The 14,461-nt window shown below is 63.6% G+C and carries 14 protein-coding genes; 8 read left to right on the top strand and 6 right to left on the bottom strand.

The features are described from left to right. Positions 1 to 101: 101 nt before the first annotated feature. From CK215_RS09210 to flhA, 3 genes are read right to left on the bottom strand one after another with little or no spacing between them, the layout of a single operon-like run. Positions 102 to 485: a hypothetical protein gene (locus CK215_RS09210; protein WP_067325997.1), complete on the bottom strand. Its 384-nt coding sequence runs from the start codon at positions 483 to 485 to the stop codon at positions 102 to 104. Positions 486 to 490: 5 nt separating this feature from the next. Continuing rightward, on the bottom strand, positions 491 to 1,243 hold the full coding sequence (fliR, locus tag CK215_RS09205) for a flagellar biosynthetic protein FliR (protein ID WP_067326000.1): 753 nt from the start codon (positions 1,241 to 1,243) through the stop codon (positions 491 to 493). Then, positions 1,240 to 3,327 carry a flagellar biosynthesis protein FlhA gene (gene flhA, locus CK215_RS09200; protein ID WP_067326003.1) on the bottom strand — a complete coding sequence of 696 codons (2,088 nt, stop codon included), beginning with the start codon at positions 3,325 to 3,327 and terminating at the stop codon, positions 1,240 to 1,242. The genes fliR and flhA overlap by 4 nt, the downstream gene beginning before the upstream one ends. A 121-nt stretch (positions 3,328 to 3,448) precedes the next feature. Here flhA and CK215_RS09195 point away from each other — a divergent pair, with 121 nt between their 5' ends. After that, on the top strand, positions 3,449 to 3,748 hold the full coding sequence (locus CK215_RS09195) for a putative quinol monooxygenase (protein WP_095777146.1): 300 nt from the start codon (positions 3,449 to 3,451) through the stop codon (positions 3,746 to 3,748). Here the strand turns inward: CK215_RS09195 and CK215_RS09190 are convergent. Further along, positions 3,745 to 4,215 carry a MarR family transcriptional regulator gene (locus CK215_RS09190; protein ID WP_095777147.1) on the bottom strand — a complete coding sequence of 157 codons (471 nt, stop codon included), beginning with the start codon at positions 4,213 to 4,215 and terminating at the stop codon, positions 3,745 to 3,747. The genes CK215_RS09195 and CK215_RS09190 overlap by 4 nt on opposite strands. A gap of 47 nt (positions 4,216 to 4,262) precedes the next feature. Between CK215_RS09190 and CK215_RS09185 the strand changes: the two genes are divergently transcribed. Both CK215_RS09185 and CK215_RS09180 read left to right on the top strand, forming a co-directional pair. Then, a complete protein-coding gene (locus tag CK215_RS09185; protein WP_245418650.1) occupies positions 4,263 to 5,006 on the top strand; it encodes an NAD(P)-dependent oxidoreductase in 744 nt (247 codons plus the stop codon). Between the two features lie 319 nt (positions 5,007 to 5,325). After that, complete coding sequence (locus tag CK215_RS09180; RefSeq protein WP_067002454.1) at positions 5,326 to 7,107, top strand: chloride channel protein; 1,782 nt, start codon at positions 5,326 to 5,328, stop codon at positions 7,105 to 7,107. Between the two features lie 8 nt (positions 7,108 to 7,115). Here CK215_RS09180 and CK215_RS09175 read toward each other — a convergent pair whose 3' ends face one another. Beyond that, positions 7,116 to 9,197, bottom strand: coding sequence for a bifunctional diguanylate cyclase/phosphodiesterase (locus CK215_RS09175; RefSeq protein ID WP_095830748.1), 2,082 nt, complete (start codon positions 9,195 to 9,197; stop codon positions 7,116 to 7,118). Then, complete coding sequence (locus CK215_RS09170; RefSeq protein WP_067002450.1) at positions 9,158 to 9,658, bottom strand: molybdopterin-dependent oxidoreductase; 501 nt, start codon at positions 9,656 to 9,658, stop codon at positions 9,158 to 9,160. Before CK215_RS09170 ends, CK215_RS09175 begins: the two co-directional genes overlap by 40 nt. 230 nt (positions 9,659 to 9,888) lie before the next feature. Here CK215_RS09170 and CK215_RS09165 point away from each other — a divergent pair, with 230 nt between their 5' ends. The 5 genes from CK215_RS09165 to CK215_RS09145 are packed head-to-tail and all read left to right on the top strand — an operon-like array spanning position 9,889 to position 14,460. Further along, the gene (locus tag CK215_RS09165; protein ID WP_095777362.1) at positions 9,889 to 10,554 is read left to right on the top strand and encodes an XRE family transcriptional regulator; all 666 of its coding nucleotides are present in this window, start codon (positions 9,889 to 9,891) and stop codon (positions 10,552 to 10,554) included. A 37-nt stretch (positions 10,555 to 10,591) separates the two neighbouring features. After that, entirely contained in the window at positions 10,592 to 11,668 is a 1,077-nt protein-coding gene (locus CK215_RS09160; protein ID WP_095781142.1) for an extracellular solute-binding protein, read from the top strand. Positions 11,669 to 11,687: 19 nt separating this feature from the next. Further along, positions 11,688 to 12,557, top strand: a complete 870-nt coding sequence (locus CK215_RS09155; RefSeq protein ID WP_095830747.1) for an ABC transporter permease — start codon at positions 11,688 to 11,690, stop codon at positions 12,555 to 12,557. Then, positions 12,557 to 13,354 (top strand): ABC transporter permease, encoded by a 798-nt coding sequence (locus CK215_RS09150; RefSeq protein WP_095826696.1) that lies wholly within the window; start codon positions 12,557 to 12,559, stop codon positions 13,352 to 13,354. Before CK215_RS09155 ends, CK215_RS09150 begins: the two co-directional genes overlap by 1 nt. Then, positions 13,351 to 14,460 (top strand): ABC transporter ATP-binding protein, encoded by a 1,110-nt coding sequence (locus CK215_RS09145; RefSeq protein WP_095830746.1) that lies wholly within the window; start codon positions 13,351 to 13,353, stop codon positions 14,458 to 14,460. The genes CK215_RS09150 and CK215_RS09145 overlap by 4 nt, the downstream gene beginning before the upstream one ends. Position 14,461 lies beyond the last annotated feature (1 nt).

Below are 14,461 nucleotides of genomic sequence, written 5' to 3'. Positions count from 1 at the left end.
CGCCGGATCCACCGCTCTATCTCCTTGGTTTGACGCAAGTCCGGACGGGAGGCCACGGCGACGTCGCCGAGCCCAACCGTTTCATGCTTTTCCTGATTGCCCTAGTCATGTCCCCGCTTCTGGGCAATGAGGTCCAGCCGCTCGCGGTCTGAGCGTTCGCGCTCGTCGCGGCGGCGAGCGTCCCTATAGGCGCGCTCGACCATATTGGTCCGCGCGGTCGCGGCGGCGATCAACGTCGCCTCCTCCCGGGCGCTTTCAAGATTCTGTTTTTGTTGGCCGAGCGCGTTCGCAATCCGGCGATGGTAAAGTTCCGGGAACAGGCCGGCCAGCGAGCTGTCAGCGTCGAAATGCCCGATGAGTTCCTTTGCTTCCGATTCGGCCGCCGCGGCCGCGGAGAGGAAGCCGGCATGACGGGTTTCGTGCACCGCCTTCAACTGCTCCTGCACCTTGACCAACTTCTTCAGTCTGTCCTTGCGCGAGGCCATCGCGGCTACCTCGCTAGTGTCAGGTCGACAAAGCCGTCGACGAACAACGACAGCAAGGTGCCGATGGCAAAGTAGAAGATGATCAGCCCGCCGGCGATGACGAAGGGCAGCGAGATGAAATACACCGGGATCTGCGGCGTCAGCTTGTTGACGAAGCCGATCGTCAAATTGACCAGAATGGCGTAGGCGACGAAGGGACTGCCGAGCCGGATGACCAGGAAGAAGGCGTCCGACACCGTGTCCGTGACGTCCACCAGCGCCGCCTGCGGGTTGAAGAATACATTGACCGGAGCAACCGTGTAGGAGGCGACCAGCGCGCGCACGATCTCATGGTCGAAGTCGAAGACGAAAAGCAGGAGCAGCGCCGAGAACGAGATGATGGCGGCGAGGGCAGCCTGCGGCTCCGGCTCCTCGATCGCCGGGCCGCCTGAGCCGCCATAGCCGATCATCATGGCGATGGCCGAGCCCATGAAGCGCAGCGCTTCCATATAGAGCCTGGTCATGGCGCCGATCAGCCCGCCGACCAGAAGCTCGGAAACGATCATCGGCACCAGCACCTGTGGGCGCGGATCCACATAGGGATAGATGCGGTCCCAGAGGAAGGCGAGCAGGCCGCCGGTGGCGGCGATCGACACGAACAGCCGGACCTGGAGAGGCACGCGGGCGCTCGACAGGCCGGGCATCAGCATGAAACAGGCGCCGATGCGGCAGAAGGCAAGGAAGGCGGCGATGACGACGCCTTGCGAGAGCGCGTTCACGAGATCGTTCCGAGCACCTTGATTTCGACGCCCTTGGCGATCTCGACGTGGCTGAGCACGGGCAGCGTGGTGAACAGCCGCTCGATGATCATGCGCACATAAGGCCGCGCGTCCGGCGCGGTGACCAGCACGAAGCGCTCGCCGGCTTCGAGATGCTTGCGGATCGCCTTGGTGGCGTCCTGGCCGAATTCCTCGAGCTGGCGCGGATCGATGTCGAACTCGCGCACCTCGCCCTTGGCGTCCCGCTTGAGGCTCTGGTGAAAGGCGAGGTCCCATCGGTTGCCGAGGCGCAGCACCTTGAGCATGCCGCCCTCGGAGAGATCGCCGCAGATCTGCTGCGCCATGCGGATGCGGACATGCTCGACGATCTGCTCGGTGCGGCGCACATGCGGCGCGATCTCGGCGATGGCTTCGATGATCAGGTGCAGGTTGCGGATCGAGACGCGCTCGGCAAGCAGAAGCTTCAGCACCGCCTGCAGGCCGGGATAGGAGATGTGCGAGGTGCAGATCTCGTCGGCGAGCTTGCGGTATTCGGGGTCGAGCCGCTCGAGCAGCGCCTTCATGTCCTTGTAGGACAGAAGCTGCGGCAGGTTGTTGCGGATCACCTCGGAGAGGTGGGTGAGCAGCACCGACATGTTGTCGGCAAAGGTGTAGTTCTCGCGCTTCAGATCTTCGGCGAAGGTTTCCAGCACCGAATAGGCGCGCATGCCGAAAGCCGGCTCGCGGATTTCCTCACCGGGGATGTCCGGCACGCCGCGGGTGCCAAGCAGCACCATGATTTCGCCCACGCGCATCTGGTATTCGGCAACGACGGTGCCGTGGACCTTGATCTGATAGCTCTTCGGCGGGATGGCGAAGTCGTCGGCAACGCGCACCTCCGGCACCACGAACCCATATTGCTGGGCGAATTTCTTGCGCATCTTCGACATGCGGAACACCAGCTCCTGATGTGCGACCAGCAGCCTGGTCGAGAGCTGCTTGCCGATCAGCAGCTCGATCTCGGCAGTCGCAAGCGAGGCCTTGACCGAATTCTTCTCCTCCTCGACCTTGTCGGCCTTCTCCTTGTTCTTCTGCGCTTCGGCTGCCGCCAGCGCGCGGTTGTGGCGCAGCGGGATGACGTAGCCGAGGCCGGCCATGGCGCCGGCAAGGGCAAAGAACGGGAATAGCGGCAGACCGGGCATAAGGCCGAGGATGACGAGCAGCGAGGCCGCGACATAGAGCGCGCGCGGATGCGCGCCGAGCTGGCCGAACACCGCCTGATTGGCGGAGCCCCGCGTGCCGCCCTTGGAGACGAGCATGCCGGCGGCGAGCGAGACGATGAGGGCCGGGATCTGGGTGACGAGGCCGTCGCCGACCGACAGCTTGATGAAGACGTCGGCCGCCTGGCCGAGGCCCATGCCGTGGCGCAGATAGCCGATGGCGATGCCGCCGACGATGTTGATGGCGGTGATGATGAGGCCGGCGATGGCGTCGCCGCGCACGAATTTCGACGCGCCGTCCATCGAGCCGAAGAAGGAGGATTCTTCTTCCAATTCGCGGCGGCGAAGCTGCGCCGTCTTCTCGTCGATCATTCCGGCGGAAAGGTCGGCGTCGATCGACATCTGCTTGCCGGGGATGGCGTCGAGGGTGAAGCGCGCACCGACTTCGGCGATGCGGGTGGCGCCCTTGGTGATGACGATGAAGTTCACCACGATCAGGATCATGAAGACGATGAGGCCGATGACGAAGTCGCTCGACATCACCAGCTTCGAGAAACCCGAGATGACGTAACCGGCGGCATGCGTACCCTCATTGCCATGCGACAGGATCATGCGCGTGGTGGCGATGTTGAGCGAGAGCCTGAGCATCGTGGCGATGAGCAGCACGGTCGGGAAGGAGGAGAAATCCAGCGGCCGCTGGATCCAGAGCGCCACCATCAGGATCAGCACCGAGAGCGCGATCGAGAAGGCAAGGCCGATGTCGATGAGGAAGGCCGGGATCGGCAGGAACAGCACCGCCAGGATGACGACGATGCCGAGCGCGAAGAAAACGTCGCGGCCGTTCTTGGCCGCCAGGCCGGACGGGATTGTTTCGCTGATCGCCATATCGTCCTCGAATCCAGACTTGCCCAGCGCAAAGGCAGGCTCCCGACCTTAACCGGTCAAGCTTGCGCGAAGGTGGGAGAGAGGCTACGGGATTTGAGCCGGCTGGCGAAAGGAAAGGCGCATGCTCCTCATCATCGGCACGATTCGGCTGCCACCCGACAGGCTCGAGCAGGCAAGGCCGGCGATGGAACGAATGATTTCAGCGAGTCGCGCCGAAGCCGGCTGCCTGGCATATTCGTATGCGCAGGATGTTCTCGATCCCGGCCTGATCCATGTCTCGGAAGCGTGGCGGGATCGTGCGGCGCTCGAGTTGCATTTCAAGTCAGCGCATATAGCCGAATGGCGCGCGAGCTGGGCGGAGCTCGGCATTGGGGATCGGAAGCTGACGCTCTATGAAGCGGGTGGGGGTGCTGCGATCTAACCGGCCGCGCCCGCGATCGCGACGGCGACCAGCCAGCGCCGGACGGCGCGCTCGTCGTTGGCCGAAAGTCCGGCGGTCAGCTGGCGTTCAAGCCGCTGCACGCGCTCGCGACATTTCTTCAGCAAGGCACGGCCGCTGTCGCTGAGATCGAGGTGCTGGATGCGCCCGTGCACCGCATGCGGCTTGCGGACCACGGAACCGGCCTTTTCCAGATTGCCGACGATCACGCTCACCGTCTGCGGCGTCAGCACCGCGAGCCGGGCGAGGTCGGCATTGGAGATGCCTGGATAGGCCGACAGCATGGTCAGCGTCGCGAATTGCGGCTGCGTGACGCCGAACTCATCCAGCGCCCGCTCGACCCGCAGCCTGTAGGCGCCGGCGGCCTGGCGCAGCAGGTAGCCGAGATAACCTTCCTCGCCGCGCTTGCCTTTGCCAGGGGGCGGAATTTCCGGTTTCTGCTTGCGCATGATGTAAGAGCTCTTATATGTTGTTCGAACTCTGATATTATCGCAAGATGGAATGGAAGACGATGGGCTATCGCATCTTTCTTGCCGGCGGTTCCGGCGCGATCGGCCGCCGCCTGATCCCGCAACTGGTCGCTGCCGGCCATCGGGTGACTGCGACAACGCGTCGGGCCGAGAAGGCCGAGAAGCTCCGCGCGATCGGGGCCAGCCCGGTGGTGATCGATGTGTTCGATGCCGGCGGCCTGCTTGCGGCGGTCGCCGCGGCGAGGCCAGAGGTCGTGATCCATCAGCTTACCGATCTGCCGGCCGGACTCGATCCCAATAGGATGGGCGAGTCCATCATCGGAAACGCGCGCGTCCGCGACGAGGGGACCCGCAATCTGGTCGAGGCCGCGACGTCGGCCGGCGCCCGTCGCCTGATCGCGCAGAGCATCGCCTGGGCCTATGCGCCCGGACCCGAGCCGCATGCCGAAACCGATCCGCTCGACAGCGGCGCCGAAGGCGGCCGCGGCATCAGCGTCGGCGGCGTGATCGCGCTCGAACGCCAGGTTCTCGAGGGCTCGAGCATGACAGGCATCGTGCTGCGCTATGGACATCTCTATGGTCCCGGCACCGGAGATGAGATTGCGGCCGATCCGGCCGTGCATGTCGATGCCGCTGCTTATGCGGCGCTGCTTGCCGTCGAGCGCGGCGCGCCGGGCGCCTTCAACATCGCCGAGCCGAACGGCCATGCCGCGACCGACAAGGCCGTCAGCGAACTCGGCTGGCGGCCCGACTTCCGCCTGGCTATGTGAGGGACGAAGGAATTGCCGCCAAAGGACGAACCTGGTTCGAGCCGCCGGGCACGGTGCATCGTTCGCGGAGAAGGCGAGCGCAACGGAGCCGGCGGAGCTGCTGGCGACCTTCGTCGCGAGGGACGATTGCGGGCCGCTGACCATCTTCGATCAGTGACATTTTCCCGTTCTCGCAGCGAGGGTAGCCGGCCCAACCGTCGCTAATCGACGCAACGCCAAAATGGCGCCACAAGCGGTCGGCATTGCGGTTGCCACTCCATGCCGTCGGGCGTATCAGGCGCGGCAGCATCCATCCTCCGCATACCGGCGAGCCGCTCCGTTGCCTGCCATAAACGAACCGCAAGTCTACGCCCGCCGGCTTCGGGCGGTGCTGATCAATTCCATTCCCGTGCTCGAGGCGCGCGGCATCGTCATTGTGCTGATGGCGGGGATGGTCGGCATGATCGCGGGCGCCCTGGTCACCGGCATGAGCGCGCTGGTGCAAGCCATGCACTTCCTGCTCTTTGACGTGCAGCCGGGCGGGCGTCTTTCAGCGATGTTTTCGCTGGCCAGTCCGGTGCAGGCGATGTTTCCGGCGATCGGGGGACTGCTGCTCGGCCTTTCGGTGATCTGGCTGAGAAGGCGGAAGTTCAGAACGCCTGTCGACCCGATCGAAGCCAACGCGCTCTACGGTGGGCGCATGTCGCTCACCGATACGTTCATCATTGTCGGCCAGACCATGATCTCCAGCGGCTTCGGCGCCTCCGTCGGTCTGGAAGCCGGCTATACGCAGGTTGGTTCCGGCATCGCCTCACGGCTGGCGCGCGCCTTCCGGCTGCGCCGCAATGACGTGCGCATCCTGGTCGGCTGCGGCGCCGCCGGGGCGATCGCTGCCGCTTTCGACGCGCCGCTGACGGGCGCCTTCTACGGCTTCGAACTGGTCATCGGCATCTACTCGGTGGCCAATGTAGCGCCGGTCATGACGGCGGCGATCGCCGCCTCGCTGACGGCTGAGATGTTCGGCGGCGTGCCGTTTCCACTGGAACTTTCCGGCCTGCCGACGCTGACCGCCAGCCAGTATGTGCCGTTCCTGCTGCTGGGACTGCTCGGCGGGGCTGCGTCCATCGCGATCATGCATCTGGTGAGCCTTATCGAGCGCGTCTTTGTGCGGCTGGCGATCGACGCTTCCGTCAGACCTTTCATCGGCGGCATCGTTGTCGGGCTGCTCGGGCTGGTCACGCCGCAGGTGCTGTCCAGCGGACACGGCGCGCTGCACCGCGAGTTCGCCATGAACTACGCGCTTCCCGTGGTGGCTAGCGTGTTCGTGCTGAAGCTTGCTGCCTCGGCGATCTCGCTCGGCTCCGGTTTCCGCGGCGGTCTGTTCTTCGCCTCGCTGTTCCTGGGGGCGCTGCTCGGCAAGGTCTTTGCCGGCGTCATGGCGATGGCTGCGCCCTCAACCGCGCTCGATCCGGCGGTCGCCGCTGTCGTCGGCATGACCTCGCTTGCCGTAGGTGTGGTCGGCGGCCCGCTGACCATGACTTTTCTCGCGCTGGAATCGACGCGGGACCTGACGCTCACCGGCGTGGTGCTGGCAGCGTCGATCATGTCGGCCATTCTGGTCCGCGAGACCTTCGGCTACTCCTTCTCGACCTGGCGCTTCCATCTGCGCGGCGAGACGATCCGCAGCGCCCACGACGTCGGCTGGATGCGCAGCCTCAATGTCGGGTCGATGATGCGCAAGGACGTCCGCACCATCGATGCTTCGATTACCTTGGCCGAGTTCCGCAAGGAGATCCCGCTCGGCTCGGCGCAGCGCGTCATCGCCGTCGAAGAGGGCCGGCACTATGTCGGCGTGCTGCTCGTGGCCGAACTGCACAGCGACCTCTCAGACGGCGAGACTCCGGTGCAGGCGCTCGCGCAGTTCAAGGATGCGGTGCTGGTGCCGTCGATGAACGTCCAGTCCGCCGCCGAGACCTTTCAGCGCGCCGGCGCTGAAGAGCTGGCGGTCGTTGAGGATTTCGACGACCGCATCGTGCTTGGCCTGCTCACTGAAAGCCATCTGATGCGACGCTACGCCGAGGAGCTGGACAAGGCGCGGCGGGATCTTTCCGGCGAGGGCTGAGCCCTGATTTAATCGGCGGTCTTGCGGCCCTGCTTGGCGACTTTCCGCAGCATGGATGGGCCCAAGCGAAGAGACTCGGCCCGAGCTTTTCCATCTGTTTTGGCGCCACCCTGCCTTGCGACGAGATAGTTGGTCATCAACCTTGCCTCAACAGGCTCCGACATAAAGAACCCTTGTGCGCCGTGACAGTGTTCGTGGATCAGGAAGTCGAGTTGGGCTTCGTTCTCCACCCCTTCCGCGACAACGGTCAGGCTTAGCGAATTGGCCAGCGCGATGATGCCTCGGACCACGTTCTGTTTCTTCGTGAAGGAAGCCAGGTCGCTGAGGAACGAGCGATCGATCTTCAATTGGTTGAAGTCGAAATCGGCAAGGTATCCAAAGCTCGCATAACCTGACCCGAAATCGTCGAGTGCCAGGCTCACCCCGAGGTTTCTAATCTTGCCGATGCTCTCCAAGGCATTGCGGCTGTTCTGGATGAATATTCCTTCGGTGATCTCCAACTGCAGACGCGATGGCAGCAACCCCGTTTGCCGCAGCGTCTCGGTGAGATGCGTCAGATAGGCATCGGTCTGGAGGCTTCTTCCGGAGACGTTGACCGAGCAGATGAACTCTTCGGTGGAAATAGGCATCCATCGGGCGGCTTGCTCGCAAGCCTTGCCCAGAACCATCTTGTCGAGTTCCAGTATCAGCTCACTTCGTTCCGCGATCGGAATGAACGATGCCGGCGCACGAACCGCTCCCGAGACCGGGTCGTGCCAGCGGACCAGCGCCTCGGCCCCGATCATGCGGCCGGTCGCCAGCTCGAACTGGGATTGCCAGACCAGGAAGAACTCGTCGCAATTGAGGGCCCGCTTGATGGCCGCTTCTTCACCGAGCTGCATGTCGATCTGACTGAGGATCGCGGGCGAAAACGTCACGAAACCGGACCGCCCTTCGGCCTTTGCCGTGTAGAGAGCGCTATCGGCACTGTGCAGCAACGTGGAAATGTCGGAACCGTGCTGAGGGAAACATGCCATGCCGATGCTGGCGCCAATGCGCACCTGATGGCCCTCCAACTCTGCGAACCTGTTCAGCCGTTCGCGCAGACGTTGCCCCAAATCGTCATGATCATTCCGATCGGCAATAGCCATGATGGCGAATTCGTCTCCGCCCAATCGCACGGCGGCTACGTCGCCGGGCCGCTCGACCGACTGAAGGACCTCGGCAACCGCCTTCAGCAGCAGATCGCCGACGTGATGGCCGAAAGTGTCGTTCACGCTCTTGAAATGGTCGAGATCGATCAGGAGCAGCTGAAGCTGCCTACCGGTCTCCCTCGCCCGGTCCAGCATGGCGTCCCTGTTGGCTGCCATCCAGGCACGATTCTTCAGTCCGGTGGTCGCGTCGCGCCAGGCGAGAAATTCCAGCTTCTTTATCGTTTCCCGGCGACCGATGAACAGAACCGCCGTCCCGATTGCCAGCAGCGACAGGATCGTCAGAGCAAAGGCTATCTGATAGTTGAACCGATTCAGGCTGACTTCCGACGCATAGAGATCGGCGTTAACGCCCTCGCCGTATTTGTAGTACTCGTCGTTCATCCGGCCGACGATCTGCTCGAGTTCCAGACCCAGTTCCTTCAAGCGCTGCTGATCGAACGGGAGTCCCGCCGCGATTACGGCGTCGAGCCGCGTTACCGCGTCGTTCACGCGCGGCACGATGCCTGCATATGCGGGAATTGCGCTGATCGTTTCGCCGCCGTCGATCCGCTTGAAGCGGATGTAGACCAGGTCGTTGGCAGCGGCCAGATGATCTAGGCTCGCCTGAGAGTTGGGCGCGACCTCAGCGAGCGAGGTCATATCCCTCAGGTGGGTCACGTCGCGTATGGCAATATGGAATTCGCGGATCGCGAAGAACCCGAACCGGGGCAGCGAGGACTCGATCTTGCTGATACTGACAAACAGCATGACGATGAGGATCGCGGAACCGACCGCCGCAAGCCCTATGGCACTGCCGTAGGAAAGCGGAATTCGCCAGCCTCTCAATCGAGATCCCACCATGGAGGCCTGCCAGCCGGTCAGTTGTCGGACTCGATCGTCTTGATCAGCCAAATCCATCGCGGTTTGCGGATCGGCGTGTCGAAGGCGGGATAGTCCTTGAGAGGATAGACCAAGCGGGTCGGACCTTGTGTTCGTCGGGTGAGCAACTCCCCGTCCTGGCGCGTTGCGAGAAGCAGAGGACCTTCCGTCCAATCCTCGTGCGGAATCACCTGCACGTAATCGTCCGCGGCCCTTAGAGTGACGGAATCCCTATCCGCCAATCCCACGGACTTGAGCACGTCTCGGAACAGGACGCCTTCAAACGTCAATTGCCCTTGCTCGAAAGGACTTGTGGTGATGACCTTATAGAGGCCGAGCTTTTCCAACTGCCGCAGCGTGAGCGGGATCTGCTTGCCGTCCTTCTGAACGGTGAAAGCTACGGAGTCTGGCGGCTCCGGATAGCTGGCCGGTTCCAACGCCCCTGCAGTCAGAGTGCCGATCGCCAAGACAGCCAGCATCAGCAGGCTGCGCATGAGCATTAACGGTCCGTTTCTTAGCCAGGATGACATATCGCGATCCCTTCCCGCTCAGCTGACCGACAATGGCCCTTGCTGTACGACATCTTGCCGGCCGACATTCGATACTGCCGTTGAATGCTTAATTTTTTGGTCGGCTTCCGTTTCGAGTCATGGGACAGCGGAAATGGCATCCGCCCCTATTGCCAGCTGTACAGTGGTACTGTACAAGGTGTTAAGTGGAGGAAAACGGGATGCGCGAGGCTTCGGAGGACGGCCAGGCTCCGGCGGCGAACGGTGCCGGCACGGCTGCAGCTCATGCGCAGCAGGTGCTGGGCGTGCGGCTCAAGGCCCTGCGCCTCGCTCGCCGCCTGTCATTGCGTGACCTCGCGGAAGCGACCGGGACCAGCGCCAGCTTCATCAGCCAGCTTGAACGCGGGCTGACCGGCGCCAGTACTGCCTCGCTCAACCAGATGGCTTCGGCGTTGGGCGTGAGCGTCGCGATGCTGTTCGAGGAAAGCGCGACACAGAACCATGGCGTGCTCCGGCGCAGCGAGCGGCCAAGTCTTCCGCCCAGCAACGGCTGCCGTAAGATGCTGCTTTCCCGCCCGCCGCTGAGCGACATGGAGGTCTATGTCGGCGAGTTCGATATCGGCGGCTCGACCGGCTCCGCGCTTTACACGCATGGCGACGCGCAGGAGATGCTGATCGTCCTTCGCGGTGTCGTCGAGGTCTCTCTTGGCGACGCCCGCCACGTCCTCGAAGAAGGCGACAGCATCGAATACGCGACATCGACACCACATCGCAGCGAGAACATCGGCAGTGGTCGGGCCGAGGTGATGTGGATCATCGCACCGCCGACCTCGGCACGCGCCGAGCTCGATCAATACAAGCCCTGGAAACCGCTCGCGGCCAGGTAGTCCGATTAAACGCGGGCATAATGGGAGAGTCAGAGTTATGTTGAAGTCGAAACTTGCAGGTCTTGGCGCCGTGTTGGCGCTCGGAATGCTGACAACCACCGCCTTCGCACAGGAAAAGCCTGTCGCGGGCGAGGTGAAGGAAGGCTCGCTCAAGGGCAAGACCCTGACCTTCGTCTCCTATGGCGGCATCTATCAGGATGGCCAGGTGGCGGCGCTGAAGGAGTTCGTCGAGAAGTCCGGCGTCAAGCTGCTCAATGACGGGCCGACCGAGATCGCCAAGCTGCAGGCCCAGGTCGAATCCGGCAACGTCACCTGGGACGTGGTCGATACCGGCGATCTGCCGCCTTACGTCCATTGCGGAAAGCTGTTCCAGAAGCTCGATCTCTCGAAGCTCGACGTCTCGAAGATACCCGAAGGACAGGTCGGCGAGTGCTCGGTTCCGGCGATGAACTACGGCGTCGTGCTGATGTACAACAAGGAGAAGTACAAAGATAACCCGCCCAAGAACTGGGCCGACTTCTTCGACACCGAAAAATTCCCCGGCGTGCGCGCCCTGGACGGATCCGGCGATCCGACCGGTGGCCTGCTCGAACAGGCCTTCAAGGTGGCGGGCGGCGATCCGAAGGCGATGACCGCTGCCGATATCGACAAGGCCCTCGACGTGATTCGCAAGCTCGGCCCGGACACGATCTACTGGAAGACGGGCGCTGAATCGCAGCAGCTCGCCGAGTCCGGTGAAGCCGACATGCTGATGATGTGGACCGGCCGCGCCATGACGGCGGTCAAGAACGGCGCCAAATACGCGCCCGCCTGGCAGGATTGGCTGGTGGTGATGGACCAGATGACGATCCCCGTCGGTGTCAAGGATACGGATGCCGCCTATGCGCTGCTGAATGCCTACCTCGGCAAGCAGGCGCAGGAGATTCTCACGCAGCAGACCTCCTACACGCCGATCAACAACGATGCGAAGCCGAAGGTTGACGAGTCGGTCGCAGCTTTCCTGACCAACACGCCCGAGCGCCAGAAGCAAGGCTACAAGCAGAACATCAAGTTCTGGGTCGAGAACTTCCCAGTGGCGCAGGAGAAGTGGTCCGCGCTGATGGCCGGCAACTGAGCTGACGGAGGCAAGGCCCGTGAGCGCGCTCGAACCGACGATCCAGACTGCCGAAAAGCGGGCAGGATGGGCCTGGCGGCCGTTCGCGCTCTCGCTGCCGGCACTGGTTCTGCTCGCCGCAGTGATCGGCTATCCGCTGCTCACCATCGTGCTGCGCAGCCTGTCGGAGCCGGAATGGGGCGTGCAGAACTATGCCTGGTTCTTTGGTGCGCCCGTCAATCTCGCGGTGCTCCAGCGCACCTTCACCATCTCGGCGTGGGTGACGCTGGTCTGCGTGGTTTGCGCTTATCCTTATGCTTACCTCATGACCGCGGTCGGGCCCCGCGTGCGGCTCATCCTGGTTCTCTGCGTGCTGATCCCATTCTGGGTGAGCGGCGTGGTGCGCACACTCTCCTGGGTGATCCTGCTGCAGGATTCCGGGGTCATCAACTCGTTGCTGAGATCAGCTGGCTTCGCGGGCATCCGGCTGATCCGCACCCAGACGGGCGTGGTGATCGGCATGGCGCAGGTGCTTTTGCCCTTCATGATCCTGCCGCTCTATTCGGTGATGAAAGGCATCGACCTCAGGCTGGTGCAGGCGGCGCGAAGCCTTGGCGCCCGGCCGTCCCGCGCTTTCTTCACAGTCTACCTGCCGCTGTCGCTGCCGGGCGTCTATGCCGGCGCGATCATCGTCTTCATCCTGGCGCTGGGCTTCTACATCACGCCGGCACTGCTCGGCGGGCCGCGCTCGACGATGCTGTCGACACTGGTGCAGACCCAGGTGCTCAGCCTGCTGCAATGGGGACGCGGCGGCGCGATGGGCGTGGTGCTGCTGGTCACGACCTTCCTGTTGCTGGCGCTTGCAGCGCCGGTGATGCGGTCGCGGCACCGGGAAGCGGGGCGGCGCTGATGGAAATGAAGCCGCTCACCCGTGTCGTTCTCGGCCTTGTCTGCCTGTTGGTGGCGATCTGGCTGGTGGCACCGACGCTGGTCGTCGTGCCGATGTCGTTCAACGGCAACAAGTCGCTCTCCTTCCCACCGCAAGGCTTCTCCTGGCAGTGGTACGAGAATTTCGTCACGAATCCAGAATGGTCGACCAGCTTCCTCAATTCCCTGAAGGTCGCCTCGATCGTGGCGGTGCTGGCAACGGTGCTCGGCACGCTGGCCGCCTTCGGGCTCGACCGTATGAAGGCACGGCCTGCCAATTTGCTGCGAATGCTGATGCTGACGCCGATGGTTGTGCCGGGCGTGGTTCTGGCCATCGGCATCTATGCCGTCTATCTCGATGCGCAACTCGTCGGCACGCTGCCCGGCTTCGTGCTCGCCCACACCATCCTGGCGCTGCCCTTCGTGCTGATCGCCGTGTCGGCCAATCTCGAAGTGTTCGACAGGCGCCTGGAGACGGCTGCTGCGAGCCTCGGCGCCGGCGCGCTCACCACGTTCCGGACGGTGACGCTGCCGCTGATCCTGCCCGGCATCCTGTCGGGCCTGCTATTCGCCTTCGCGACGTCCTTCGACGAGATCATCGTCTCGCTGTTCATCACCAACCCCTATCTCAAGACCCTGCCGGTGCAGATCTTCTCTTCGATCACGCGCGACGCCGACCCGACCGTCGCGGCCGTCGGCACGATCCTTTTGTGCGCCACGACGATCCTGATCGGCGGCGGCATGCTTCTTCTTGGCCGCGAGCGGAAGGGACGCCTATGAACCCAAGACCGGACAATCGCGGCGCGGCGATCGACCTCGAATCCGTCACCAAGGCCTATGGCGCGTTCAAGGCGCTGGACGGCGTGTCGCTCAGGATCGAGCCCGGCGAGTTCATGACGCTGCTTGGGCCGAGCGGCTCCGGCAAGACGACGACGCTCAATGTGATCGCCGGTTTCACGGATGTGTCGAGCGGCAAGCTGCTGGTCGGAGGACAAAGTGTAGTCGGCGTGCCGGCGCACAAACGCAACATCGGCGTCGTCTTCCAGCACTACGCACTGTTTCCGCATATGACGGTTGGCCGCAACGTCGCCTATCCGCTGACGCTGCGCGGCGTTGGCCAGGAGGATCGGAAAAGGCGCGTGGCCAAGGCGCTCGACATGGTCAAGATGGGCGACTTCGCGCATCGCTATCCGAGCGAATTGTCAGGCGGTCAGCAGCAGCGCGTGGCGCTGGCGCGGGCCATCGTCTTCGACCCGCCGCTGCTCCTCATGGACGAGCCGCTCGGCGCGCTCGACAAGAAGCTGCGCGAATGGCTGCAACTCGAGATCAAGCGCATCCATCGCGAGCTCGGCACCACCTTCGTCTACGTCACGCACGACCAGGAGGAGGCATTGGTGCTGTCGGACCGCATCGCCGTGTTTAACCGCGGCCGCATCGAGCAGGTCGGCACCGGACGGCAGCTCTATGACGAGCCGGCAACGCTGTTCGTCGGCCGCTTCATCGGCGACTCCACGGTGCTGCGCGGCGAAGCCAGAAGTGACGGCACCGGCACTGCGCTGACCATCGCCGGCGAGACGGTCGCCGCGCCGCGCCGGCTTGCCGGAGAAACCAGCCCGGTGATGCTGCTGCGGCCCGAGAAACTTGCCATTCGCCGGCCGGGGCAAGCCGACGGCAAGAACCGCCTGGCGGGAACGATCGCGGAGGCGATCTATCTTGGCTCGGGATCGAAATACGAAGTGAAGCTCGGCGACGGCTCGACCGCGATCGTGCGGTCGCCGCTGACGGGCGAGAATTTCGCCCTCGGCGAGAAGGTGGAACTCTGCTTTGACGGCGCCGACGCCAAGCTTCTGCCCGACGACAGCACGGCAGACACGACGCTCACCTGAT

The sequence above is a fragment of the Mesorhizobium sp. WSM3864 genome (assembly GCF_002294955.1).
Classification (GTDB): domain Bacteria; phylum Pseudomonadota; class Alphaproteobacteria; order Rhizobiales; family Rhizobiaceae; genus Mesorhizobium.
This window is presented reverse-complemented; position numbering and strand designations above follow the sequence as displayed.

Bases quoted from the DNA above. Each gene is read 5' to 3' on its own strand.
- CK215_RS09210 (WP_067325997.1), bottom strand. From the start codon at position 485: ATGGCCTCGCGCAAGGACAGACTGAAGAAGTTGGTCAAGGTGCAGGAG.
- flhA (WP_067326003.1), bottom strand. From the start codon at position 3,327: ATGGCGATCAGCGAAACAATCCCGTCCGGCCTGGCGGCCAAGAACGGC.
- CK215_RS09195 (WP_095777146.1), top strand. From the start codon at position 3,449: ATGCTCCTCATCATCGGCACGATTCGGCTGCCACCCGACAGGCTCGAG.
- CK215_RS09190 (WP_095777147.1), bottom strand. From the start codon at position 4,215: ATGCGCAAGCAGAAACCGGAAATTCCGCCCCCTGGCAAAGGCAAGCGC.
- CK215_RS09185 (WP_245418650.1), top strand. From the start codon at position 4,263: ATGGAATGGAAGACGATGGGCTATCGCATCTTTCTTGCCGGCGGTTCC.
- CK215_RS09175 (WP_095830748.1), bottom strand. From the start codon at position 9,197: ATGGATTTGGCTGATCAAGACGATCGAGTCCGACAACTGACCGGCTGG.
- CK215_RS09170 (WP_067002450.1), bottom strand. From the start codon at position 9,658: ATGCTCATGCGCAGCCTGCTGATGCTGGCTGTCTTGGCGATCGGCACT.
- CK215_RS09165 (WP_095777362.1), top strand. From the start codon at position 9,889: ATGCGCGAGGCTTCGGAGGACGGCCAGGCTCCGGCGGCGAACGGTGCC.
- CK215_RS09160 (WP_095781142.1), top strand. From the start codon at position 10,592: ATGTTGAAGTCGAAACTTGCAGGTCTTGGCGCCGTGTTGGCGCTCGGA.
- CK215_RS09150 (WP_095826696.1), top strand. From the start codon at position 12,557: ATGGAAATGAAGCCGCTCACCCGTGTCGTTCTCGGCCTTGTCTGCCTG.
- CK215_RS09145 (WP_095830746.1), top strand. From the start codon at position 13,351: ATGAACCCAAGACCGGACAATCGCGGCGCGGCGATCGACCTCGAATCC.